This is a genomic window from Nonomuraea sp. NPDC000554, assembly GCF_040300065.1.
Classification (GTDB): Bacteria; Actinomycetota; Actinomycetes; order Streptosporangiales; family Streptosporangiaceae; genus Nonomuraea.
The window spans coordinates 148,904-171,331 of the sequence record NZ_JBEPDC010000023.1 but is presented as its reverse complement, the minus strand read 5'-3'; the positions used below and the strand labels follow the sequence as shown (position 1 = coordinate 171,331).

At 71.0% G+C, this 22,428-nt stretch carries 24 protein-coding genes; 7 read left to right on the top strand and 17 right to left on the bottom strand.

What is annotated here, in order from left to right:
• The first annotated feature begins 690 nt into the window (after positions 1–690).
• Entirely contained in the window at positions 691–867 is a 177-nt protein-coding gene (locus tag ABT294_RS35900; protein ID WP_350810781.1) for a hypothetical protein, read from the top strand.
• A 128-nt stretch (positions 868–995) separates the two neighbouring features.
• Here the strand turns inward: ABT294_RS35900 and ABT294_RS35895 are convergent, their stop codons facing one another.
• From ABT294_RS35895 to ABT294_RS35880, 4 genes are all read right to left on the bottom strand, one after another.
• Complete coding sequence (locus tag ABT294_RS35895) at positions 996–2,165, bottom strand: zinc-dependent alcohol dehydrogenase (RefSeq protein WP_350810780.1); 1,170 nt, start codon at positions 2,163–2,165, stop codon at positions 996–998.
• On the bottom strand, positions 2,162–3,607 hold the full coding sequence (locus ABT294_RS35890) for an SRPBCC family protein (RefSeq protein ID WP_350810779.1): 1,446 nt from the start codon (positions 3,605–3,607) through the stop codon (positions 2,162–2,164). The genes ABT294_RS35895 and ABT294_RS35890 overlap by 4 nt, the downstream gene beginning before the upstream one ends.
• Positions 3,608–4,151: 544 nt before the next feature.
• Positions 4,152–4,451 carry a hypothetical protein gene (locus tag ABT294_RS35885; RefSeq protein ID WP_350810778.1) on the bottom strand — a complete coding sequence of 100 codons (300 nt, stop codon included), beginning with the start codon at positions 4,449–4,451 and terminating at the stop codon, positions 4,152–4,154.
• A 272-nt stretch (positions 4,452–4,723) separates the two neighbouring features.
• Positions 4,724–5,590: an RNA polymerase sigma-70 factor gene (locus ABT294_RS35880; protein ID WP_350810777.1), complete on the bottom strand. Its 867-nt coding sequence runs from the start codon at positions 5,588–5,590 to the stop codon at positions 4,724–4,726.
• Positions 5,591–5,831: 241 nt separating this feature from the next.
• On the opposite strand from ABT294_RS35880, the gene ABT294_RS35875 reads away from it, so the two are divergent.
• Positions 5,832–6,317: a carboxymuconolactone decarboxylase family protein gene (locus tag ABT294_RS35875; protein ID WP_350810776.1), complete on the top strand. Its 486-nt coding sequence runs from the start codon at positions 5,832–5,834 to the stop codon at positions 6,315–6,317.
• 74 nt (positions 6,318–6,391) lie between these two features.
• Here ABT294_RS35875 and ABT294_RS35870 read toward each other — a convergent pair whose 3' ends face one another.
• Positions 6,392–7,264, bottom strand: a complete 873-nt coding sequence (locus ABT294_RS35870; RefSeq protein ID WP_350810775.1) for a LysR family transcriptional regulator — start codon at positions 7,262–7,264, stop codon at positions 6,392–6,394.
• A gap of 82 nt (positions 7,265–7,346) precedes the next feature.
• Here ABT294_RS35870 and ABT294_RS35865 point away from each other — a divergent pair, with 82 nt between their 5' ends.
• A complete protein-coding gene (locus tag ABT294_RS35865; RefSeq protein ID WP_350810774.1) occupies positions 7,347–8,240 on the top strand; it encodes an MBL fold metallo-hydrolase in 894 nt (297 codons plus the stop codon).
• A 76-nt stretch (positions 8,241–8,316) separates the two neighbouring features.
• Here ABT294_RS35865 and glgC read toward each other — a convergent pair whose 3' ends face one another.
• Complete coding sequence (gene glgC / locus ABT294_RS35860; RefSeq protein WP_350810773.1) at positions 8,317–9,552, bottom strand: glucose-1-phosphate adenylyltransferase; 1,236 nt, start codon at positions 9,550–9,552, stop codon at positions 8,317–8,319.
• Positions 9,553–9,708: 156 nt separating this feature from the next.
• Between glgC and glgA the strand changes: the two genes are divergently transcribed.
• Positions 9,709–10,881, top strand: a complete 1,173-nt coding sequence (glgA, locus tag ABT294_RS35855) for a glycogen synthase (RefSeq protein ID WP_350810772.1) — start codon at positions 9,709–9,711, stop codon at positions 10,879–10,881.
• 2 nt (positions 10,882–10,883) lie between these two features.
• Here glgA and ABT294_RS35850 read toward each other — a convergent pair whose 3' ends face one another.
• The 4 genes from ABT294_RS35850 to ABT294_RS35835 all read right to left on the bottom strand — a co-directional run bounded on the left by ABT294_RS35850 (position 10,884) and on the right by ABT294_RS35835 (position 13,340).
• Entirely contained in the window at positions 10,884–11,252 is a 369-nt protein-coding gene (locus ABT294_RS35850; protein WP_350810771.1) for a PH domain-containing protein, read from the bottom strand.
• Between the two features lie 112 nt (positions 11,253–11,364).
• On the bottom strand, positions 11,365–11,778 hold the full coding sequence (locus ABT294_RS35845; protein WP_350810770.1) for a nitroreductase family deazaflavin-dependent oxidoreductase: 414 nt from the start codon (positions 11,776–11,778) through the stop codon (positions 11,365–11,367).
• A 78-nt stretch (positions 11,779–11,856) separates the two neighbouring features.
• Complete coding sequence (locus ABT294_RS35840; protein WP_350810769.1) at positions 11,857–12,312, bottom strand: hypothetical protein; 456 nt, start codon at positions 12,310–12,312, stop codon at positions 11,857–11,859.
• 260 nt (positions 12,313–12,572) lie between these two features.
• Complete coding sequence (locus ABT294_RS35835) at positions 12,573–13,340, bottom strand: sirohydrochlorin chelatase (protein ID WP_350810768.1); 768 nt, start codon at positions 13,338–13,340, stop codon at positions 12,573–12,575.
• Between the two features lie 195 nt (positions 13,341–13,535).
• Between ABT294_RS35835 and ABT294_RS35830 the strand changes: the two genes are divergently transcribed.
• Positions 13,536–14,831, top strand: coding sequence for an MFS transporter (locus tag ABT294_RS35830; RefSeq protein ID WP_350810767.1), 1,296 nt, complete (start codon positions 13,536–13,538; stop codon positions 14,829–14,831).
• Here ABT294_RS35830 and ABT294_RS35825 read toward each other — a convergent pair.
• The 7 genes from ABT294_RS35825 to ABT294_RS35795 form a co-directional block, all read right to left on the bottom strand.
• Complete coding sequence (locus ABT294_RS35825) at positions 14,811–15,434, bottom strand: hypothetical protein (protein WP_350810766.1); 624 nt, start codon at positions 15,432–15,434, stop codon at positions 14,811–14,813. The genes ABT294_RS35830 and ABT294_RS35825 overlap by 21 nt on opposite strands.
• Positions 15,425–16,828, bottom strand: coding sequence for a hypothetical protein (locus tag ABT294_RS35820; protein ID WP_350810765.1), 1,404 nt, complete (start codon positions 16,826–16,828; stop codon positions 15,425–15,427). The genes ABT294_RS35825 and ABT294_RS35820 overlap by 10 nt, the downstream gene beginning before the upstream one ends.
• On the bottom strand, positions 16,825–17,658 hold the full coding sequence (locus tag ABT294_RS35815) for an ATP-binding cassette domain-containing protein (protein ID WP_350810764.1): 834 nt from the start codon (positions 17,656–17,658) through the stop codon (positions 16,825–16,827). Before ABT294_RS35815 ends, ABT294_RS35820 begins: the two co-directional genes overlap by 4 nt.
• Positions 17,655–18,443, bottom strand: a complete 789-nt coding sequence (locus ABT294_RS35810; RefSeq protein ID WP_350810763.1) for a zf-HC2 domain-containing protein — start codon at positions 18,441–18,443, stop codon at positions 17,655–17,657. Before ABT294_RS35810 ends, ABT294_RS35815 begins: the two co-directional genes overlap by 4 nt.
• Positions 18,440–18,997, bottom strand: coding sequence for an RNA polymerase sigma factor (locus ABT294_RS35805; protein WP_350810762.1), 558 nt, complete (start codon positions 18,995–18,997; stop codon positions 18,440–18,442). Before ABT294_RS35805 ends, ABT294_RS35810 begins: the two co-directional genes overlap by 4 nt.
• Before the next feature lie 72 nt (positions 18,998–19,069).
• A complete protein-coding gene (locus ABT294_RS35800; RefSeq protein ID WP_350810783.1) occupies positions 19,070–19,891 on the bottom strand; it encodes an SPFH domain-containing protein in 822 nt (273 codons plus the stop codon).
• 80 nt (positions 19,892–19,971) lie between these two features.
• Positions 19,972–21,276, bottom strand: a complete 1,305-nt coding sequence (locus ABT294_RS35795) for an MFS transporter (RefSeq protein ID WP_350810761.1) — start codon at positions 21,274–21,276, stop codon at positions 19,972–19,974.
• A 93-nt stretch (positions 21,277–21,369) separates the two neighbouring features.
• On the opposite strand from ABT294_RS35795, the gene ABT294_RS35790 reads away from it, so the two are divergent.
• Entirely contained in the window at positions 21,370–22,050 is a 681-nt protein-coding gene (locus ABT294_RS35790; RefSeq protein WP_350810760.1) for a GntR family transcriptional regulator, read from the top strand.
• A gap of 10 nt (positions 22,051–22,060) precedes the next feature.
• The gene (locus ABT294_RS35785) at positions 22,061–22,423 is read left to right on the top strand and encodes a DUF2203 domain-containing protein (RefSeq protein ID WP_350810759.1); all 363 of its coding nucleotides are present in this window, start codon (positions 22,061–22,063) and stop codon (positions 22,421–22,423) included.
• Positions 22,424–22,428 lie beyond the last annotated feature (5 nt).

Sequence of the window (22,428 nt, the reverse complement as noted above, 5' to 3'; positions counted from 1 at the left end):
GATCGCGGCAGTTGCCTATGTCCCGAGACACACCTTGCTGGAGTTTCCTATGTCTTGCGACATGGGTTTCCTATGTCCTGAACCAGCACACTGCCACTCGGACGACGGCCCTGAAAGAAAAGGGCCGCGGGCCTCGGCCTGGCTGACGGGAATGGCGCCCCCCGGCCGGACAGAGCCCACCGCCCCGGGCGCGGCCCACGCCAGCCCAGCCCGGGGCCCACCCCTTCTCCCCGGGCGCGGCCCACGCCGGCCCGGCCCGGAGCTCGCCCCTTCTCCCCAGCCGGAACCTCTGGGGGCGAACCCCTGTGGTGGCCTGACCCGGGACCCCCCAGCCTCTCCCCAGCCGGCGGAGCCCAACCGTCCCACCCGATCGGACGGGCGCTCTCGCCCGGAACCGGCTGGGTTCCCGCTCGGCCGGGTATTCGCGCGCGGCCCGCGGTGGCGGCGTCCCCGGCGAAAACGTGGGATAATTCCCGTCGGTGCCCTCTCGGCCATAGGTGTGGAAGCTTCCACCAACCTCGGCGAGAGGGTTTTTTCATGCCCTGATGCGCCCACATCCGGATATCCCGATCGACGGATCTGGGCTGAGAGACCGTTGGCGACGAGCCCGCGCCATCCCGTCAACGTCCAAGCCGACGCCCTGCTGCCGTCGTCTCGACCACGCCTTTCCCGAGGACCCTGGAGTTTCGCATGCTTGATGAGTACGCACTCGTGCGCCACGCCGAGCTGATCGCCGAGGCGGAGGAGTTCCGCAGGACCCACCCCGCGCAGGAACGACGTCCCGTCCCTGCCCGGAGTCGCGCCGCGGGGATGCTCCGTCGCATCGCCGACCGCCTCGAACCCCCGGCGGACCAGGTGACCGCATGAAGGCGTCCTTCTCCCTCCGCGCCTGCCTGCTGCGGTCGGCGGCCGATTCTGCTACGGCGCGACCGGCTGGGGGACGGTCGCGTCCGGCCGCCCGAACGGGTCGGGGGCCGGACGGACCGTCGCACCTGCTACGGCGTCAGGACGACCTTGTTGCACTCGTCCTGCCTGTTCTTGAACAGCTCGAACCCGTGCGGAGCCTCCCGCAGCGGCATCCGGTGCGAGATGACGAAGCTGGGGTCGATGTCGCCCCTGCGGATCCGCTCCAGCAGCGGCTTCATGTACCGCTGCACGTGGCACTGGCCGGTCCTGAGCGTGAGCGAGCGGTTCATCAGCGAACCCATCGGGAACTTGTCGAGCATTCCGGCGTACTCCCCGATGACCGACACCACCCCGCCGTTCCGGCAGGACAGGATGGCCTCGCGCAGCGCGGACGGACGCTCGGTCTCCAACCGGGTGGTCTGCCTGACCCGGTCGTACGCGTACAGGGCGGGAGTCGGATGATGGCCCTCCATGCCGACGGCGTCGATGCAGGCGTCGGGCCCGTGCCCGCCGGTCATGTCGCGCAGTGCGTCGAGGACGTCCACCTCCTCGTAGTTGAGCGTCTGCGCGCCCGCGCGCTGCGCGTGGTTCAGCCGGTACGGGAACCGGTCGATGCAGATGACCCGCTCTGCGCCGAGCATGTAGGCGCTGGCCACGGCGAACTGGCCGACCGGCCCCGCACCCCACACCGCGACCGTCTGGCCCGGCTTGATGTCGCACATCTCCGCGCCCATGTAGCCGGTCGGCAGGATGTCGGACAGGAAGAGCACCTTCTCGTCGGGCAGATCGTCCTCGATCTTGATCGGCCCCACGTCGGCGAACGGCACCCGCGCGTACTCCGCCTGGCCTCCGGCGTAACCGCCCAGCATGTGCGAGTAGCCGAAGACGCCCGCAGGGGAGTGCCCCATGAACTTCTCCGCCATCCCCGCGTTGGGGTTGGAGTTCTCGCACACCGAGTACAGGCCCGCCTGGCAGGCGAAACAGGCGCCGCACGCGATCGGGAACGGCACGACCACCCGGTCGCCGACGCTCAGGTTCGACACCCCGGGGCCGACCTCCACGACCTCGCCCATGAACTCGTGGCCGAGGATGTCCCCCTTCTTCACCGTGGGGACGTGGCCGCCGACCAGGTGCAGGTCGGACCCGCAGATCGCGGTCGAGGTGACGCGGACGATCGCGTCGCGGGAGTTCAGGATGTGCGGGTCCGGGACCTCCAGCACCTCCAGGGTGTCGCGGCCCATCCAGCAGTTGGCCCTCACGACCGTCCCCCCGATCCGACGGGCTGGGCCGGACGCTGCGCGGCCAGGCGCGGCGTGTACGCGCCCTCCGGGCTGGCCTCGGAGCGGACCACCTCGCCCGTCTCCATGACCTGCTTGAACCGGCGCAGGTCATCGCGTAGCTGCTGCTCGGGGTGCTCGCCGAGCATCCTGGCGAGCACCGCGCTGAGCGCGCGGCCCGGCGTCCCGTACGTCAGATCGACCTGGACCACTGTGCCGTGCCCGCCGAGCGCGTTCGTGAAGCGCACCGAGCCGTTGGTCGTCACGTCGGCGCCGCGGATGGACCCCCAGGTGATCAGGTCGCCGACGCGGTCCTCGAAGATCTCCGCCTCCCACTGGACGCCGCCCATCGGGCCCCTCGCCCTCCACTGGGAGCGGCGCTCGCCGAGCGTCCTGACCGACTCCAGGTGCGTCATGAACTGGGGCAGCTTCTCGAAGTCGCGCCAGTAGCGGTAGACCTCCTCGCGTGGCCGGTTGATCGTGATCGTGGCGCGTACCCTCAGCGGGCCCTTGCCGCGCCTGGCCTTCGAGACGCGGATCGCGGCGTAGAGGTCGATCGCGGTGATCCCGGCGACGGCGACCGTCGCCACCATGATCCGACGCCGCCTTGCCGCCGCCGACCGCTCCCAGCTCCCGAGACGCCCCCGCCCTCCCGCGAGCCCCGCCCCGATCCGCCCCATCTCGGCACGACCTGTCCCGATACGCCCCCAGATCCCCGTGCGGCCTGTTCCGGTGCGGCTCAGGATCCCTGTGCGGCCCGCTCCGGCGCGGCTCAGGATCGCGGCGGGAGCGAGGTCGGCGAGACCCCATGTCACGCCCCGTCCGCGGCTTGGTGTGCGCTTCCAGCGTCCGAGGCGTTTGGCGCCTTCCGACTGCCTCCAGACTCCCGAGCGCATCGCCCCTCCGACGAGCGCCGAGGCGGCCGACCGTCCCGAAAGTCTCCCCGAGCCCGCTGCACGCTCTGAGCCCATGAGCATGGAGCCGAAGGGGATGGAGCGGGTGAGCCTGCCGCCGCGGGACTTGGAACGCGCGAGCCGGGAGCCCAGAGAGCCGGGGACCGAGAGGCGCGCGTCTGAGAGTCTCCAGCCGGTGAGCTTGGCGCCTGAGAGGTTCGAGCGTGAGAGCGCTGACCTCGAGGGCTTCGAGCGTGAGAGGCCGGCCATGGCCTTGCCCAGGAGCGCCAGGTCCATCGCGTCGCCGGCGACGCGGGTCCACACCCACGGCCCCGGCTTGCGGCTGCCCAGCAGCGTTGCGGCGTGCATCAGCTGGCGCGCGCCGACCAGCCGTGTGGTTTCCCGGGCCAGGCGGGAGTCGCCGACCCCGCTGAGGCGGCTGACACTCCTTGGTGCGGTCAGTTGCGCCGTGCCCAGCGCGAGGCTGACCATCCCGAGCATGCGGGCGAGCTTGTCGGTTTTGATGCTCATATGTCCTCACATGGCTGATAGCTGTTCGTCCCCCGTGGACGGCGGACGTCCAGCGACCACGCACAGCCTCACACCCACCCCGACCGAGCGGCGCGGACGCGACGCGAGCCACACGAGCACGCGGACGCACCCGAAGCCGCGCGACGCGAGCCCGGCGGCCCACAAGCCACCTGCCCAGGCCACGCACCGACCTCGGTAACCCCGAGCCCGGCAACCGGGCCACGCGCCCCAAGCCACGCGGCTCAGGCACGGTGGCGTGGGCCCCGGTGGCGTGAACCCCCGTGACTCGAAGCTCCGTGACTCGGGCCTCCGTGCCCAAGCCACGCGGCCCGCGCCACCGTGCTCGAGCCGCGTGGGCTCGGGTCGGTGGCGGGCCGTGTGACGTCAGGCCGATGATCCGAGTCGCGCGGACGTGACCCGAGCGCTCGGACACGACAGGGACAAACACGTCCCCCCGTACGTCGCTCTCCGGTCGTGATCAGCTCTTGGCGGACTTCCCCCGTGGCCTAGGCAGTACCCTCTTGGCCTGGGATGACACCATGGGTCACGCAATGGCCTCCCAGACGGCCTCGAATGCCGACTCGCTGATCTCGGTCAGCTCCCAGATCTCCAGCGGCTGGTCCGTGAGGAAGCCGTGCTCGTCCTGCAGATGACCCCACCAGTAGCGGTGGGCGACCCGCCGGCTGTCGACCTCGATCTGCCGGATCGCCCAGTGCTCCCCCTCACCCTCGACGCTCTCGAACAACCAAACCCCGCCGTCCTCGTCGTCGGCCCGCCAGCGGCGCCGTGGCTCGCCCGACTCGGCGAGCTGTCTGATCAGGGGTTGGCGAAGGTCGGGAAGCACGGTGCCCTCTCTTGCTCGGCGTGGACGGCCACCGGTCGCCCTGCCGGGAGCGTGGCCCTTCTGCCGTTCACCGGTTCGGGTCGCCGTCGGTGAACGGCACGCGCTGGTACATGCGGGAAGGTAGCAGCCGCCTCCGACAATCCCGCGGGTGCGCGTTCGCCGGCCCTTGCCGGACGATCCCGCGCGTGCGCCGTCAACAGAGGGCGCCGCTCCAGCAGGCGACGTGCGGGTGGCGATGCCGGTTGTGTTGTTCGTTTCCGAGGGCCCCGGACTCAGCGGCGCAGGGCGGTCTCCCGCTCCATATGCGACAGCTTCTCGGGATTGCGCACGGCGTAGAGCCCGGTGATGAGGCCGTCGTCGATGCGCACCGCCATGACGGCGTCGATCTCGCCGTTGAGCTGGACGATCAGCGCCGGGTAGCCATTGACCTGCGCCGGCCGCAGAGACGCCACGGCTGCGATCCTGCCCAGCAGGTCGGCCACCCTGCCGGCCCCCACGACGGGCGCCAGCGCGGCCTGCACGACTCCGCCACCGTCAGCCAGGAGGACGACATCCGGCGCGAGGATGTCGAGCAGGCGTTGCAGATCGCCCGTTTCGACCGCCCGCTGGAACGCCTCGAGCGCGTCCCGGATCTCGGCCGGAGAGACGGCCCCGCGCGGTCGGCGCGCCGCGACGTGTGCCCGCGCCCGGTGGACGATCTGGCGGACCGCAGCCGGGCTCTTGTCGACGGCCTCCGCGATCTCGTCATACTCCAGGTCGAACACCTCACGCAGCACGAACACCGCCCGCTCGGTCGGCGTGAGCGTCTCCAGCACCAGCAGCATCGCCATCGAGACGCTGTCGGCCAACTCGACGTCCTCGGCCACGTCGGGCGCGGTCAGCAGCGGCTCGGGCAACCAGGGCCCGACGTAGGACTCCTTGCGCCGGCCGAGCGTGCGCAGCCGTCCCAGCGCCTGCCGCGTGGTGATCCTGACCAGGTACGCGCGCTGGTCCAGCACCGTGTCGAGATCGACGTTCGCCCACCGCAGCCAGGTCTCCTGCAGGACGTCTTCGGCGTCGGCGGCCGAGCCGAGCATCTCGTAGGCGACGGTGAACAGCAGGTTGCGATGGGCGACGAACGCCTCGGTGGCGGAGTCCACGCGGTCGCCACGAGCGGGCGGCTCGGCTGTGTCCCTTGTTCGTCCGCTGCGCTCGCTCAAAGCTGACTCCTGCCTGTTCGCTCTCGACCGTGCCATACACAAGACACCGGTCCCAACCGCTTTGTGACACCCACGATCGGTGGCGCACGTCACACAGCCGCGCTGTCACAAGGATCGGGTCGTCGGCATCTTGTGTTCGTCCAGTGCGGCAGCACGCAACACCACGAATGAGGACGAAGTCATGGAACCCCGTATCGACCTGATGGCCAACGAACTCGGCGCCAAGATCGCCAAGCGGATCTACAACGTCAGCCTGGCGATCGAGCAGTCGCCGCTGCCCAAGGCCACCCAGGATCTGGTGATGCTGCGCGCCAGCCAGATCAACGGCTGCGGTTTCTGCGTCGACTTCCACAGCAAGGACGCCGCGGCCGCCGGTGAGAGCGCGGTCCGGCTCAACCTGGTCGCCGCCTGGCGCGAGTCCACCGTGTTCACCGAGGCCGAGCGGGCCGCGCTGGCGCTCGCCGAGGAGGGTACCCGGCTCGCCGACGCCCACCAAGGCGTGTCCGACGAGACCTGGGCCCAGGTGCGCAAGCACTACGACGACGACCAGATCGTCGCGCTGGTCTCTGTGGTCGCCATGATCAACGCGTCCAACCGGCTCGGCGTGATCGTGCGCAACCAGGGGGGTTCCTACGAGCCCGGTATGTTCACCAGCATGTCGAGCTGATAGGCAGGTGAATCGCGCCCGGCCCAGGACCACTCGATCCGGGCCGGGCGCGGCTACGGATACCCGAACGCGAACTACGTCCGCGCCGACCGGTACGTGTTGACGGCGATCTGGGTGAACGAGCGGATCAACGGGCTCTCCCGCGCGGTCGCCCAGGCGACGACGAGGGGGCTCGGGGGCATGTCGGTGAGAGGCGCGAAGGTCAGCCCGTCGGGCAGGGCGTGGGTGAGGGGCGCGATACCGACCATACCGTTCCAGAGGACGGCCTGGAGGCACTCGTTGACGGTGCGAACCACTGGGCCGGGGGGTCGTTCGCCGACAGGCGTCGCGCCATTCCAGTAGTCGCGCCAGATCGGGTCGGTACCGTCCGGCAGTTGGAACCAGGGACGGCCGGCGAGGTCGGCCAGGCGGAGGGGGCCCCGGCCGGCGAGTGGGTCGTCCGTGCGCAGAACGACCCCGACCTGGTCGGAACGCAGCATGCGCATGCTGATGCCGGTGTCGTCGAAGGGTGATCGGGTGAGTGCCACGTCGACCAGCCCGTTGCGTAGTCCGGTGGTGGGGTCGGTGAAGTCCGCCTCACGGAATCGGATCGAAACCTCGGGATGGTGGCGGCGGAACGTCGCAGCCAGGCGGGTGCCGGCCTCCTCGGCGCTGTCGGCGAGCGTGCCGACGGTGAGTGTCACGGCGCCGGCCGCCGCCGTCACTCGGGTGCGTGCCTGCTCGGCCTGTTCCAGCAGGGTGCGGGCCTCCGTGTACAGGGCGTTTCCGGCGGCAGTGAGCTCGACGCCGGTGGCCGAACGATGCAGCAGCACGACACCCAGGTCGGTTTCCAACTGCTTGATGGCCCGGCTCAGGGGTGGTTGCGTCATGTGCAGCCGGGCCGCGGCGCGCCCGAAGTGTCGTTCCTCGGCGACAGCGACGAAGTAGTGCAGCAGCCGAAACTCCATGAGCAGCGATGATACCGATACGGCATCGGGGTTGCGGGGTCGGTGTTGGACGCCGGCCGCGCGTCCGCGGGACAGTCGGATCATGTCTTCCGAAGCTGTCACCCACGAGCCGGTCGTCGAGATCAGCCAGGTCCAGGAGCTCGACCGCGACCTGGTGGTGATCCCGAACCGCGGGGTCGAGCTCGTGCCCAACATCGGCGTCATCGGCGGCGAGCACTCCGTGCTGGTCGTCGAGACCGGTATGGGGCCGCGTAACGCTGAGAAGGTCCTCGCCTTCGCCTCCGAGTACGCCAAGGGCCGCAAGCTGTACCTGACCACGACGCATTTCCACCCCGAGCACGCGTTCGGCGCGCAGGTCTTCGCGGGCGAGGCGACGTACCTTGTCAACGGCGCGCAGGCCGCGGACCTCGCCGGGAAGGGGCCAGGCTATCTGGAGATGTTCCGCGGCCTCGGCGCGCCCGTCGCGCGGCAGCTGGACGGCGTCGAGCTGGTCACGCCGGACGCGGTCTACGACGACACCTACGAGCTCGATCTGGGCGGCCGGGTCGTGCGGATGCGTGCCACGGGGCGCGCTCACAGCAAGGGTGACCAGGTGGTGACCGTCCCCGACGCCGGTGTCCTGTTCACGGGTGATCTGGTCGAGGCCGGCCAGTTCTCGATCTTCCCGTGGTTCCCGCCGTACGACGTCGACGTCTCGGGGCTGCGGTGGATCGAGGTGATGCGCCGCCTGATCGCCACCGACCCGCGTGTGGTGGTGCCCGGCCACGGCGCTGTTTCCGGCCCGCAGGTACTCGCTGATGTCCGTGACTATCTTGAGCTGTTGCGCGATGAGACCTGGGTACGGCGTGACTCGGCGATGAGCACGGAGACCATCGTCGCCGAAGTCGAGGCGCTGATGATCCGGCGGCACCCGGAGTGGGCCGGGCAGGAGTGGATCGAGAAGGGCGTCGGCTGTTTCTGCGCGGAGCACGCGTGACGGGTAGTCCAGGAAAGTCAGTCATGCGCGTTTCGCGTTGATTCCTGTGCGGCCGCCGCCGGCTCTGCCGCGATGATCAGCGGTCGACGATCTCGTTCTTGCCGATCACCACGACCCCGCCCCTGGTCAGCGCGAACCGGGTGCGGTCGTACTCCAGGTCGAAGCCGATCCGGGCGCCGTCGGGGATCACCACGTTCTTGTCGATGATCGCCTTGCGCACGATCGCGCCCCTGCCGATCTTGACGTTCTCCATCAGCACGGAGTCCTCGACCAGGGAGTGCGAGTGCAGGACCACCTTGGGCGACAGGATCGACCGGCTCGCCGTGCCGCCCGAGACGATCACCCCGGGCGAGACCAGGGAGTCGAGCGCCCGGCCCACCCGGTCGCCCTCGTTGTGCACGAACTTGGCCGGAGGCAGCGGGTCGTGCCCGGTGAAGATCGGCCACTTGTCGTTGTAGAGGTTGAAGATCGGGTGCGCGGAGATGAGGTCCATGTGCGCCTCGTAGTAGGCGTCGAGGGTGCCCACGTCGCGCCAGTAGCCGCGGTCGCGCTCGCTCGACCCCGGCACGATGTTGTTCGCGAAGTCGTACACGTCGGCCCCGCCGGACTTCACCATCATCGGGATGATGTTCCCGCCCAGGTCGTGCTTGCTGGTGGGGTCGAGGGCGTCCTCCCGGAGCGCGTCGATCATGGCCTGGGTCTTGAACACGTAGTTGCCCATCGAGGCGAACACCTCGTCGGGGGAGTCGGCGAGGCCGACCGCGTCCTTCGGCTTCTCCCTGAAGGCGACGATCCTGCGCCCCTGCGGGTCGGTCTCGATCACGCCGAACTGGTCGGCCAGCGACAGCGGCTGCCTGATCGCCGCGACCGTGACGTCGGCGCCGGAGTCCTCGTGCTGCTCGACCATCTGCCGGGGGTCCATCCGGTAGATGTGGTCGGCCCCGAACACGATGACGTGCTCGGGCATCTCGTCGTAGATGAGGTTCAGGTTCTGGAACAGCGCGTCGGCGGAGCCCGAGAACCAGCGCGGGCCCAGCCGCTGCTGCGCGGGCACCGGAGTCACGTAGTTGCCGAGCATGGCCGACAGCCGCCAGGTGCGCGAGACGTGGCGGTCGAGGCTGTGGTTCTTGTACTGGGTCAACACGACGATCTTCAGGAAGCCGCCGTTCGCCAGGTTCGACAGGACGAAATCGATCAGGCGATACATCCCGCCGAACGGCACCGCGGGTTTGGCCCGGTCCGCAGTGAGCGGCATGAGCCTCTTTCCTTCTCCACCCGCCAGCACGACCGCAAGTACCCTCCGCGACCTCATGCCCAGACGCTACCCTCAATTGGCCGATCTATCGACGAAACCTCGTCCGATACTCTCCCGTCGTGTCCCCTTTGTACGACTGGGGCGGGTCCAGCGTTGTCAGACGTTTGCCTGGTGATGTGTCCGGGATGCGGGCACTGATCGTAAGGTCGTGTCATGCGCGTTGATCTGCTCAGCCGGGAGTATCCGCCCGAGGTGTACGGCGGGGCCGGAGTCCACATGGAGTACCTGGCCAGGGAGCTGCGGCGGCTGGCCGACGTCCGCGTCCGGTGCTTCGGCGGCGAGCGCGACGAGCCGGGCGTCAGCGCCTACCGGGTGCCCGCAGGGTTGCAGTCGGCCAACGCGGCCCTGCAGGTGCTCGGCGTGGACCTGGAGATGGCCGCCGCCTGCGAGGGCGCGGACGTGGTCCACTCGCACACCTGGTACGCGAACTTCGCCGGGCACGTCGCGAAGATGCTGCACGGAGTCCCGCACGTCGTCACCACGCACAGCCTGGAACCGCTGCGCCCGTGGAAGGCCGAGCAGCTCGGCGGCGGCTACACGATCTCGTCCTGGGCCGAGCGCACCGCCCTGGCCGGGGCCGACGCGGTGATCGCGGTGTCGGAGGGCATGCGGCGCGACGTGCTCGCCGCCTATCCCGAGATCTCCCCGGGCAGGGTGAGCGTCATCCACAACGGCATCGACACCGCCGAGTACGCCCCCGACCCCGGCGAGGACGTCCTCAACAAGCACGGCATCGACCCGCGCAGACCGTACGTGATCTTCGTGGGGCGGATCACCCGGCAGAAGGGGCTGGTGCACCTGCTGCGCGCGGCGCGCTCCTTCGACCCCGGCGCGCAGCTCGTCCTGTGCGCCGGAGCGCCTGACACACCGGAGATCGCCGCCGAGGTGACGGAGCTGGTCAGGGGGCTCGACCGCGACGGCGTCCACTGGATCTCCGAGATGCTGCCCAAACCGGAGGTCATCCAGCTGCTCACGCACGCCGCCCTGTTCGTCTGCCCGTCGGTGTACGAGCCCATGGGGATCGTCAACCTGGAGGCGATGGCGTGCGAGACCCCGGTCGTGGCGACGGCCACGGGCGGCATCCCCGAGGTGGTCGCCGACGGCGAGACGGGCCTGCTGGTGCCCATCGACCAGGCCGCCGACGGCACCCCGCACGATCCCGCCCGCTTCGAGGCCGACCTCGCGGCCCGCGTCAACGCCCTGCTGGCGGACCCGGCGCGGGCGCGCGCGATGGGGGTGGCCGGCCGCGCCAGGGCCGTCGAGCACTTCTCGTGGGAGAGCGTCGCCCGCCGCACGATGGACCTGTACGCCTCGCTGCAGGGCTGAGGTCAGCTCTGCGAGATGTAGTGCAAGATCACGTTGTGGACGTGGTGCGCCTTGTTGTCGCCGCGGAAGTCCACCTCGTAGGTGTGCGTCCCGACGTGCACGGCGATCGAGCCGGACGAGAAGAACCCGCCGGCCAGCGACTTGTTGCTCACCACGCTCACCGCGGAGATCTTGCTGTACGGGATGCTGGTGATCGCCATCCGCTTGCCCACGAACGACTTGTCCTGGACGATCACCCGTCGGTCGGTCAGCCCGAGGAACCCGGTGCCCGCCCCGATGGCGTCGTACACGGCGATGATCTGCTCGCCCGGCAGGAGTCCGCTCTCGATCTGCTTGAGCTGCTCTTTCCGGTCGTAGGGGATGTCAGCCATGCCAGCAGAACGAACCGGACCGCCGGGAGCGTTCCGCCACGACGGTTAGATCTCCGTGCCGCCGGTTCGGGTCCCCCTGGAGGGGCTCACCTCACCCCGAAGGAGCCGCTCCCTAACCGCTCTCCCGGATGGGCTCCAGAATGACGATCGGGATCTCCCGGTCGGTCTTGTGCTGGTACTCGTCGTAGTCGGGCCACGTCCGCGTCATCAGCCCCCACAGCTCGGGCTTCTCCTCGTCGGTGGCCGTGCGGGCGCGGGCCCTGAACTTCTCGCCCTTCACCTGCACCTCCACCTCGGGATCGGCCTTGAGGTTGAGGTACCACTCCGGATGGCGAGGGTCGCCGCCCTTGGAGGCGACGACGATGTAGTTGTCGCCGTGCTTCTGGTAGATGAGCGGCGTCGTGTAGGACTTGCCCGACTTACGCCCCTTGGTGGTCAGGAGGAGGACCGTGGTGTTGTTCCAGTCATGTCCTTCGCGCCCGTCGGTCTCGCGGTAGCGGCGCACGTGTTCCTTGCCGTAGAGCATTCTCAGGAACTACCCGCTGCGGCTGGAGAACTCCGGCGCGCAGGCCGATCTGTACGAGAAGTTGACCCTGCCGGGCGCTCACAGGTAGGGGCGGGCCACGCTGACGAGCTCCCTGGCGGCGTCGCGGGTGCCGACGGAGACGGCGGAGTCGGGGGTGCGCTCGCGGACGTCGCGGTCGCGGATCGCGAACACCGCCGGAGAGACGCCCACGTCGCCGTACCGGGACGTGACGGCGGCGCACACCGCCCGGCGGACGTCGGCCACCACGCCGCGCGCGGTGTGGCCGGGGCCGGAGGCGGCGAGGTAGCCGAGCATCGCGGCGAACCGCAGCTCCGCCTCCGCCGCGGGGCGCTGCCGCGGCAGCACCGGACGGTCGAGCCAGAAGACCTTGCCGGCCAGGAACCCGTCGTAGCTCGCGCCGTCATGGCCGAGGGCCCGGGCCGTCTCGGCGAGCAGCTCGCCGAACTCCGCCAGGTCTGCCCGGGGCGGCAGGTCGGTGGTGACGAACAGCGGCACGATCAGCGAGTCGAGCATCTGAGTATCCCTCCGTGAGGAGGCTCATCGTAGGGGCCACCACCGACAATCCCGGGGTACGCGCGCCGTGGTCTGGGGACGAAGGGCGACGCGCACCGTCCCGGCGATGGGGCGCCGCGAGGCTCCCGGAGACCCGCCGCGTGGAACTGGCCACCGCACTGGCCACCGCACTGGTCGTCCGCGAGAGCACGGCCGCTCTCCAGCCTGATGGGTGTCCGGGCCTCCGAGAGGTTGCGGTGGCCCGGACGTGCAGGCGTCCGTCAGGACGCGAGCTGGCTTCCGTAGGCGCGCGCGACGAGGTCGGCGATCGTGCTGTGCGCGCCGAGCGGCTCGGCGTGGCCGGCGTCGATCGCGGCGGCGGCCTGCTGGACGAGGTCCGCCGGGGCCTCGTGGCCGATGAGGCAGGGGGAGATGGCCAGGCGTTCCGCGCCCGCGGCCCGCAGCCGCTGGGCGGCCATCTGCACGCCGGGCTCGCTGTCGAGGGAGGCGGCGACGACGGGCAGGGTGAGGCGGGAGGCCAGCAGCACCGCGGTGGCCTGGACGGCGTGCACGGCGCGCTCGCCGCCCACGGTGGCGAGGATGACGGCGTCGACGGGGCTGGAGACGTTCAGCAGGCGGACCCGGTCGGCCCTGGCCAGGCCGCGCTCGGCGAGCCTGATGTGCAGCGCTTCCGCCAGCAGCGGGTGGGGGCCGAGCGCCTCGGTGACGACCGCGCCCGACCCGCTGGCCGCGACGGCCTTGCCGATGGCCGCGAGCACGGCCGGATCGTCCCAGGTGAGCAGCGGCACCACGACGGCGTCGCGCCCCGAGGGCAGGGAGTCGGCCAGCTCGGCGACCGGAGACAGACGCACCTCGATCTGCGGGTTGTCGACCCGGACCACGGCGGCGATCTCGGCCGCCACGCCCTCGGCGCTGCCCGGCGCCGCGAGCACGAGCACGGGGGCGTCCGGAGGCAGGGAGGTGGGCACGGGACGGCGGTGGCGACCGCCGCCCGGCCGGGGGGCGCGTTCACGTACAGGCAGGCTCACAGCCGCGCAGTTTATGCCCATTCAGCCTGCGGCGTTAGTTGAAATGGCAGCATTTCAATCACAACGCGCGGGGTGTGACCGAGATCACATTGTAATAGGCAAAAACGTTGACTTATCGATACAAAACGGCAAACTCAACAGCAACTAGAAACGCGTTCTAGAGCGACAGTCAAACACCGTCCCCGGAGGATGGGAATGAAGCCGTTCTATGTCCGCGAACTGAGCGTCTACCCGGTGGGCGCGCGCCGCATCCGCCTCCTGGCGATCGCCGTCCTGGCGAGTCTGGTGGCCAACTTCGAGACCACGATCGCCACCATTCTTCCCCTGCTGATGAAGGACCTGGGCATGTCGCTCACGGTCTACGGGCAGATCGCGGCGGTGTCCGTGCTGGTGGGAGGGCTGTCGGCCGGGTTCGGCGGCATCCTGTCCGACCGGTGGGGGCGCGTCACCATCCTGGTGCCCACGCTCACGGTCACCGCCGCCTGCAACTTCCTGCTCGCCACCGTCGACTCCGTGGGCGGGCTGTTCGCCGTCCGCTGCCTGATGCTGTTCATCGAGGGCGCGGGCATCACGATCACCGCGTCGCTGGTGCGCGACTTCTCGCCCCGGATGGGCAGGGCGCAGGCGTTCGCCTTCTGGACGTGGGGCCCGGTCGGCGCGTCCTTCCTGGCCTCCGCGCTGGCCGGCCTCACCCTGCCGCTGTTCGGCGACCGCTGGCAGTCGCAGGCGATCATCATGGGCGTCGTCTCGCTCGTCCTGTGCGCGATCATCATCTGGCAGGTCGCCGAGCCGTCCGCGGCGCTGCGGGCGCAGGTGCTCGAGGCCGAGTCGGCGGTCAGCACCGAGGAGAAGATCGACCCCGGCAGGCTCAGAGAGCTGTTCAGGCACCCGCACCTGTGGGCGCACGTGCTCGGCAACACCGGCTGGCAGGTCCTCTACTGGACGTTCGCCATCTTCGGCCAGACGATCCTGACGAGCACGTTCAAGATGCAGACGGCCGCCGCCAACGGCGTGGTCGCGCTCGGCATCGTGCTGAACGCGCTGGCGGTCATCGCGGTCGGCCGCGTCTCCGACCGGTTGCGGCTGCGCAAGCCGTTCACCGCGGTGGGCACCGTCCTGACGATCGCGACGCTCGGCTACTTCATCGCCCTCATCGGCGGGGACGTCTCTCCCGCCCACGTCACGCTCGTCTACGCGCTGCTCTTCCTGTTCCTGGGCGTCGCCTACGTGCCCTGGATGGCGAACTTCTCCGAGGACGCCGAGGACGTCGACTCCCGCCTGCAGGGCGCCGCGCTGGGACTCTGGGGCATGGTCGTCCGGGTCATGGTCGTGGCGCTGCTGGTCGTCTCGCCGCTGGTGGTCGCGGCCGGCGGGTGGGGCGCCTGGCTGCTGGTGGCCCTGGCCGGCCAGGTCGTCTTCCTGCTGTCGATGGCGGCGTACAAGGGCCGCTGGCGGACGTCCCGCGCCGCCTCACCGGAGGTCGCGGCCTGACACCGCCAGCCACGCGTACGGCAGGGGCAGCGCGAGCAGCCAGAACCGGTGCGCCTCGTCCCAGTGGCCGAACCCGCACGTCGGCGGCCAGAGCCTGACCTCCGGCGGCAGCAGGATCGTCCCCAGCACCAGGCCGAGTTGCACGAGCACCGCGGCCAGGGCGGCCTGCCTGCCCTGCGCGTACCGGACGGCGGTGCCCGCTGCCGCCAGCCCGATGCCCAGGCACACACCCACCTCGATCAGCAGGTCGCCGACGGGGAAGAGGGCGTCGTCCGGGAGCCTGGTCAGCACGTAGGCGAAGGCGCAGAGCCACACGGCGACGGCGACACCACCGGCGAGCAGGCAGCGCAACGCCTGCCGCAGTCGGCGCGGCACCGGCTCGGCGCCCCGGTCCACGGCGTCGACCAGGGCGAAGGCGGCGGCCGAGCCGAGCAGGGTGCCGCAGACCCGCATCACGAGGAGCCCGACGGCAGAAGACAGGGGCTGCCCGGCCTGGACGAGCGTGACCAGTCCCGCGGTGAACATGGTCACCACGGCCAGCGGAGCCCAGTCGATGGCCCGCAGCAGCGGCCGGAGCAGGGCGAGGGGGACGGTCAGCGGCATGGCGCGCCCTTCGGTTTCGAGACGGGGTACTGCTGGGAGAGCCCGAGCAGGGGGAGCGCCTGCTCGGTGGTGGTGGCGGGCCGCATCAGCGTGTCCCAGTGCGCCCAGATCCGTTCGCGGATCCCCGCGGTGCGCAGCATGAGCCGGGCGTAGCGGACCTCGGTGTCGCCCCACTCGCTGCCCGGCGTGACTCCGAGATGTTCGTCCATCCTCAGCATGGTGGGCAGGCCGATGCCCGAGCCCTGACCCCACAGCCAGAGCGCCACGACCATGCGCGCCTGCCCGCGGGCGTCGCACTGGGAGTCGAAGCCCGCCACGTCGAAGGCCACGGACTGGGCGAGCGCGGTGCGCTGGTCGGGCCGGCCCCACGCCATGGGCGCGTAGGCGACGCCGGAGTCCATGGAGATGATCCAGGACGAGGTGGCCTGCTCCACTCTGGGGACGAGCCCGCGCCGCTCCGGGGGCACGGCCCGCGCCACCGGCGCCACGGCCTCCGCCCAAAGCGGGATCCAGGGGACGTACTCGGGGAAGGCGCAGTACCGCACACCGTCGTGCTGCTCACAGCGCCGGGCGTCGGCGCCGAAATACCTCTCCCGGACCCGCTGATCGACGTCGCTCAGGTCGAACCGCCCAGCGTGGAGGGGCGTGACCGGGGGGACCGCCGCCGCGGTGGCCCCCGCGGGCACCGCGACGGCCAGCCCCGCCACCGCCGCCACCGCGGCGACGGGCCGCAGGCCGTGCCGGAGCAGCGCCAGCGCGCCCGCCAGCCCGGCCAGGGCCAGCACGTACAGCAGGTGCGGCCCGCTGGGCCGGTCCGGCCAGTCCATCCAGTGCTGCTGCACCACCGGCGACCACCAGCTGCCCGGCCCCGGAGTGACGTTGAGGAAGATCAGCAGACCGAGCCCGGCCATCACCACCGGCCCGGCGATCAGCCGGCGCGCCCACCGGCCCACGGACGCGCCCAGCGCACCGCCCAGCGCACCGAGGGCGAGCCCGGTCAGCGGCTCGAACACGTCCAGCCGGCCGCCCACCGGGCCGCTCGCCAGCCGGACCAGCAGGTAGCCGCCCATGAACACGGTCTCGGCCAGCACCCCGGCGAGGACGGCGGCCGCCAGCACCGCCGCGGTCCTCGCCCTGGACCTGCCGGGCAGCCCGCCGAGGCTCTCCGGCATCCGGTGCCGCCCGTCACGCGAGACGGCCAGGCTCGACACCACGAGCACCGCCCCGGCCAGGCAGGCGGCGAACCCGGTGGCGCGGACGGTGTCGACGGTCAGGTCGGGCTGCTCGCCCCAGCTCAGGTAGACCTGCACCGCCAGGATGAGCGCGGTCCCGCCCCACAGCATCGGGTGCCTGAGCATCCTGCGGACCTCGAAGCGGAAGAGCTGGACGGTCACGCCGCCACCTCCAGCAGCAGGTAGCCGTCCTCCACGCCGGGTTCGGCCGGTTCGGCTCCGGGCGGGCGGTCGCCGAGGGTGCGGTAGCGGCCGTCGGCGGTGCGCCAGAACAGCTGCGACCGCGCCGGTGGCTTGTCGGACAGCCACACCTGCCCGGCCGCGGTGGCGGCCAGCCCGCCCGGGGTTCCGTCGAAGACGACGCGGCCGCGGTCCATGGCGACCACACGCTCGCACAGCGCCGCGACGTCCTCCGTCTGATGGGTGGACAGGATCACCGTGCGGCTCTCGCCGAGCCTGGAGACGAGCGCCCTGAACCGCATCCGCTGCTCGGGGTCGAGCCCGACGGTCGGCTCGTCCAGGATGAGCAGCTCCGGGTCGCCCAGCAGCGCCTGGGCCAGGGCGAGCCGCTGGCGCATGCCGCCGGACAGCTTGCGCACCTTCGTCCGCGCCTGGTCGGTGAGGTCCACCTCGGCCAGCACCCGCCGCACCTCGCGGTGGCGGTGCTCCCTGCCGGTCAGCTCCTTGAGGATCGCCACGTAGTCGACCAGGTCGAACGCGGTGAAGTGCGGGTAGGAGCCGGGGTCCTGCGGGAGGTAGCCCAGCCTGCGCCGCAGCGCGGTGCGCTGGGACGCCTGGCTCGGGTCCAGGCCGAACGCCTCGACGCGGCCGGAGTCGTAGGCGAGCGTGGTGGCCAGGCAGCGCAACAGCGTGGTCTTGCCTGCGCCGTTCGGCCCGAGCAGCCCGGTCACGCCGTGCCCCAGCGACAGCGTGAGCCCGTCCAGCGCGTTCTTGCGGCCGTAGCTCTTGGTCAGGTTCCTGATCTCGATCATGTGAAGGTCACCCTGTAGAGGCGGAGGGACAGCAGGAGCGCGGCGCAGCCGTACCCGATCTGGGCGGCGGCGCCGAAAGCGGTGAGCCAGTCGCCCGTGGCACCGCCCACGGCGGCCACCCCGAGCAGCCAGAGCCCGCCCGTCGCGAGCGCGGCGAGCGGCACGCCCAGCCGCGCCGACAGGGCGAGGCAGCCGGACGTCACCGCGAACGAGGGCAGCAGCCACGCGGCGCTCAGCCCCGGCGGCGCGGGCAGCAGCGGCGAGGCGAGCGCGGCCAGCACCACGGCCACCCCCAGCACGGCCGTGGCCCTGACCATCAGCAGCCTGGGCCCCGACAGCGGCGTGGCCGACAGCAGCTCGTGCGCCGGGTCGACGCGCCGCCCGTAGGCGAGCGCGATCCCGGCGAGCGGCAGGACCGGCGCGAGCGTCAGGAACACCGGTAGCAGCCCGGCCGACTGGCGGGCGGCGAGGACGGCGAAGGCCAGCGCGGCCACCACGGAGCAGATCCACGCTCGGCTCGCGGAGGGCGTCACGGTCAGCAGCCGCGCCACGTGCTCGGGAACGCCGCCCGCGCGCAGCAGCCGGTCCGCCGGCGACGGGCTCGGCTTGGCCACCTCGGCCTCCAGCCGCTGCCACGACTCCCGCAGCCACTCCTCCTCGTACGGCACCGTCGCCCGGCAGTCCGCGCACGCGACGAGATGTGCGTCCACCGACATGGCCTGCGCGGGGTCGAGCCCGTCCGACAGGTAGCGCCCGAGGACGTCGTCGGGAATGTGCCAGCTCATGCGAGTTCCTCCCTGAGCCGTGCCCTAGCGCGCATCGCGCGGGTCTTGACGGTCCCCTCCGGGATGCCGAGCAGCCTGGACGCCTCCTTGACGGTGAGCCCGTCCAGGACGGTCGCCTGGATGACGGCGCGCAACTCGGGCGAGAGCCGGTTGAGCGCGGTGCCGAGGTCACCGTGCTCCACGTTCAGCAGCACCAGGTCCTCGGCGGATTCGATCATCCTCTCCTCGACCGGGACGGGGCGCGGCCCGCGTCCGCGCAGGGCCGAGACGAGGCGGCGCAGCGCGATCGTCCACAGCCAGCCCGCCGCGTTGCCGCCGGTGAAGCGTCCGGCCGAGCGCCACACGGCCAGGAACGTGTCCTGCAGCGCGTCGTCTACCGCGTCCTCGTCGGCGCAGCGGCGCGACAGGCGGGCCCGCAGCCACGGCGCGTGCCTTCGGTGCAGGAGCCGCAGCGCGGTCACGCTCTCGGCCGCGACTGCGCTGATCAGCTCCTCGTCCGTGCTGTCCGCGCCGACGGGCGGGGGCTCGCGGCGGCGGGAGGGGAAACGTCTCACACCCCATCTATCGCACGCGCCGCCGGGAAGGGTTCTCAGCGCGAGGGGGCCGCAGTTTCAGCGCGTGGGAACTCAGCGTGTGGGAACCACGACTGTCTGCGGGTTGCCCGGCGCGTACACGGTGATGCCCTGGGGGAGGGACTTGAGCTTGTCGATCTCGGCGCAGGCCGGGCACTTGTCGTAGCCGTCCTGCCTGGCCTGGTTCGCGTCCGCCTCCGCCTTGGCCTCGGCCACCCGCGCCTGGGCCTCCGAGACGGCGGCGTCGGCGGCCAGCGACCTGTCGACCGCCTGCTGCACCTCGGCCGGGAGCGTGACCTTGACCAGCGTGAAGCGCGGCCCGGTGAGGAAGTCGCCGCCCAGCGTCCGCGGCAGGTCGCGGGCCAGGGTGGCGTTGACCCCGTCCTGCACCTTGGTGATGTTCGTGTTGCTGTCGCCCGCCTTGGCGGCCCCTGTCTCCTTCAGCAGCCCGCACGACGGGACCAGCTCGGCGCAGCGCATCGCGCCGAGCTGGGTGCGCAGCGCGTTGTCGACCACCGGACGGACCGCCTGGCCGAAGAAGGCGGTCCAGCCGTCGTCGCCGTCCCGTGGGGAGAGCGAGCGGTTGTCCTGGGCGCGGAAGGTGCGGGTGCCGTACCTGTCGTCGAACGTCCTCAGCGTCTCGTGGTCCAGGTTGAGCGTGAAGTACAGCGTGCCCTCGATGCCCAGGTTCACGCCGTCGCTGCTGGGCACGGTCACCACGTCCACGCCGAGGGTGGTGGCGCGCTTGGCGTCGAACGGGCCGCCGTCGCGGATCACGGCGACCTCGCCGCCTTCGGTGCTCCGCAGCCCGCCGACGGCCCCGATGAGCGTGGGGATCGCGATCAGCGTGGCGACGACGAGCAGGACGATTCTCACACGTGTCAAGGGGACCTCCCGCGCGGGCGGCGGTGGCAGCCGCCGCCCGCGGCTTTCGCGGCGAATCGTGCGGGACGGGGTCAGGCGCGCTGCGGCTCCTGGTCTTCGGCGGCGAGATCGAGGTCGCGGGTCTCGGGCGCGATGGCCAGGCCCACGGCCGTGACGGCCAGGGCGACCAGCACGTACAGCGACACCGCGAGCGTGCTGCCGTACGCGTCGAACAGCTTGAGCGCGATGATCGGCGCCAGCGCCCCGCCGACGATCCCGGCCACCTGGTAGCCCATGGACGCGCCGCTGTAGCGCAGCCGGGTGCTGAACAGTTCGGCGATGAACGCGGCCTGCGGGCCGTACATCGCGGCGTGCGTCACCAGCGCCACCACGGCGGCCAGCACGATCAGCGGGACCGACTCGGTGTCGAGCAGCGGGAAGAACGCGAACACCCACACGGCCGCGCCCACCACGCCCGCCAGATACACCGGCCGCCTGCCGACGCGGTCCGACAGCGCGCCGAACAGCGGGATCAGCGCCAGTTCCAGGGCGGACGCGATCAGCACCGCGTTCAGCCCGACCGAGCGCTCCAGCTTCAGCTGCCCGGTGATGTAGACGAGGATGTAGGCGGTGAAGATGTAGAAGGCCACGTCCACGCCGATGCGCGCGGTGAACGCCGAGAGCAGGGCTCGCGGGTGCGTCCGCAGCACCTCGACCAGCGGCATCCGCGCCTTCGCGCCCTGCCGCGCGACCTCGGCGAACAGCGGCGACTCGGTCACCTTGAGCCGCACCCAGAGGCCGACCAGCACCAGCACGCCCGACAGCAGGAACGGCACCCGCCATCCCCACGACAGGAAGGCCGCGTCCGACAGCGAGAACGACAGGATCGCCAGCAGCCCGGTGGCCAGCACGTACCCGGCGGGGACGCCGACCTGCGGCCAGCTCGCGTTGAAGCCGCGCCGCCGGTCGCCGCCGTGCTCCAGTGACATGATCACCGCGCCGCCCCACTCGCCGCCGAGCCCGAGGCCCTGCACGAACCGGAGCGTGGCCAGCATGATCGGCGCGGCGGCGCCCACACTGTCGTAGCCGGGCAGCACGCCGATGAGGAACGTCGAGACGCCCATCACCAGCAGGGTCACGACGAGCACGGTCTTGCGTCCCGCGCGGTCGCCGAAGTGGCCGAACACGATCCCGCCCAGGGGCCTGGCCACGAACGCCACGGCGTTGGTGGTCAGCGCCAGGAGGGTGGCGTTCAGCGGGTCGAAGGTGGGGAAGAACAGCTTGCCGAACACCAGGCTCGCGGCCGTGGTGTAGAGGAAGAAGTCGTACCACTCCAGGGACGTGCCGATCAGGCTGGCGAGGATCACCCGCCGGGTCTGCTGGGGGGAGCCGGGCATCGGATCGCTCCTTCGACGAAAGGGGGACTTCTTTCAACGTAAGGATCGTTGAACAATTCGACAAGAGGTTTGTTCGATGATTCGCTGTCAAATGTGGACAACGGCGTTGCTGGTCTCGAACAGGACCGTGGTCGGCTGGGGCGCAGCAGCACGGCCGAGCGGGTGGCCGACATCCTGCGCGACCGCATCACCGAAGGCTTCTTCGAGCCGGGTCAGCGCCTGTCGGAGGAGGCCATCTCCGAGGCGCTCGGCGTCTCACGCAACACGCTGCGCGAGGCGTTCCGGCTGCTCGGCCACGAGCGGCTGCTCGACCACCGGCTCAACAGGGGAGTCTTCGTCCGCATCCTGTCGGCCGAGGACGTGGCGGACCTGTACCGGGTGCGCCGGGTGATCGAAGGCGCGGCCGTGCGGCGCAGCGCGCCGAAGCAGGTGCTGGCCGTGATCAGAGAGGCGGTCACCGACGCCCAGCGGGCCGCGGCCGAGAACGACTGGCAGGGCGTCGGCACCGCGAACATCCGTTTCCACCAGGCGCTCGTCGCGCTCAACGACAGCCCCAGGCTCGACGAGGCGATGCGCCAACTGCTGGCGGAACTGCGCCTCGTCTTCCACGTCATGAAGAACCCGCGCACGTTCCACGAACCCTTCGTCGACCGCAACCACGAACTGCTCGAACTTCTCGAAGCCGGACGCCACGAGGAGGCCGCCGCCTTCCTCGACGCCTATCTCGACCACGCCGAGGAACTTCTCGTCCGCGCCTACGAGCCGAACCGCTAACGTTCCCCGCATGGCCAGGACCTTCACGCCCGACGAGGCCCGCTCACTGATGTCCGCGATCCTCGTGGAGGTCGGCGAGCTGGTCGCGGCCCGCGCCGACCTGCGCGAGATCTCCGTCGACCGCGAGAACGCCGGCTCGTCGGCGCTCGGCGGCATCCCCGAGCTCAAAGCGCTCGAAGCCCGCATCCAGGAGATCATCAGCGGCTGGCAGCAGCAGGGCATCGTGGTGAAGGGCCTCGCGCCCGTCCTGCTCGACTTCCCGTCCGTGCGCGAGGGCGTGCCGGTCCTGCTCTGCTGGGTCGAGGGCGAGCCGGAGCTGGCCTGGTACCACCGCGCCGACCTGGGCTTCTCTGGGCGCCGCCCGCTCACCTAGCGCCG

Bases quoted from the DNA above. Each gene is read 5' to 3' on its own strand.
- ABT294_RS35900 (WP_350810781.1), top strand. From the start codon at position 691: ATGCTTGATGAGTACGCACTCGTGCGCCACGCCGAGCTGATCGCCGAG.
- ABT294_RS35890 (WP_350810779.1), bottom strand. From the start codon at position 3,607: ATGAGCATCAAAACCGACAAGCTCGCCCGCATGCTCGGGATGGTCAGC.
- ABT294_RS35875 (WP_350810776.1), top strand. From the start codon at position 5,832: ATGGAACCCCGTATCGACCTGATGGCCAACGAACTCGGCGCCAAGATC.
- ABT294_RS35870 (WP_350810775.1), bottom strand. From the start codon at position 7,264: ATGGAGTTTCGGCTGCTGCACTACTTCGTCGCTGTCGCCGAGGAACGA.
- ABT294_RS35865 (WP_350810774.1), top strand. From the start codon at position 7,347: ATGTCTTCCGAAGCTGTCACCCACGAGCCGGTCGTCGAGATCAGCCAG.
- glgC (WP_350810773.1), bottom strand. From the start codon at position 9,552: ATGAGGTCGCGGAGGGTACTTGCGGTCGTGCTGGCGGGTGGAGAAGGA.
- glgA (WP_350810772.1), top strand. From the start codon at position 9,709: ATGCGCGTTGATCTGCTCAGCCGGGAGTATCCGCCCGAGGTGTACGGC.
- ABT294_RS35850 (WP_350810771.1), bottom strand. From the start codon at position 11,252: ATGGCTGACATCCCCTACGACCGGAAAGAGCAGCTCAAGCAGATCGAG.
- ABT294_RS35845 (WP_350810770.1), bottom strand. From the start codon at position 11,778: ATGCTCTACGGCAAGGAACACGTGCGCCGCTACCGCGAGACCGACGGG.
- ABT294_RS35840 (WP_350810769.1), bottom strand. From the start codon at position 12,312: ATGCTCGACTCGCTGATCGTGCCGCTGTTCGTCACCACCGACCTGCCG.
- ABT294_RS35830 (WP_350810767.1), top strand. From the start codon at position 13,536: ATGAAGCCGTTCTATGTCCGCGAACTGAGCGTCTACCCGGTGGGCGCG.
- ABT294_RS35825 (WP_350810766.1), bottom strand. From the start codon at position 15,434: ATGCCGCTGACCGTCCCCCTCGCCCTGCTCCGGCCGCTGCTGCGGGCC.
- ABT294_RS35815 (WP_350810764.1), bottom strand. From the start codon at position 17,658: ATGATCGAGATCAGGAACCTGACCAAGAGCTACGGCCGCAAGAACGCG.
- ABT294_RS35810 (WP_350810763.1), bottom strand. From the start codon at position 18,443: ATGAGCTGGCACATTCCCGACGACGTCCTCGGGCGCTACCTGTCGGAC.
- ABT294_RS35795 (WP_350810761.1), bottom strand. From the start codon at position 21,276: ATGCCCGGCTCCCCCCAGCAGACCCGGCGGGTGATCCTCGCCAGCCTG.
- ABT294_RS35785 (WP_350810759.1), top strand. From the start codon at position 22,061: ATGGCCAGGACCTTCACGCCCGACGAGGCCCGCTCACTGATGTCCGCG.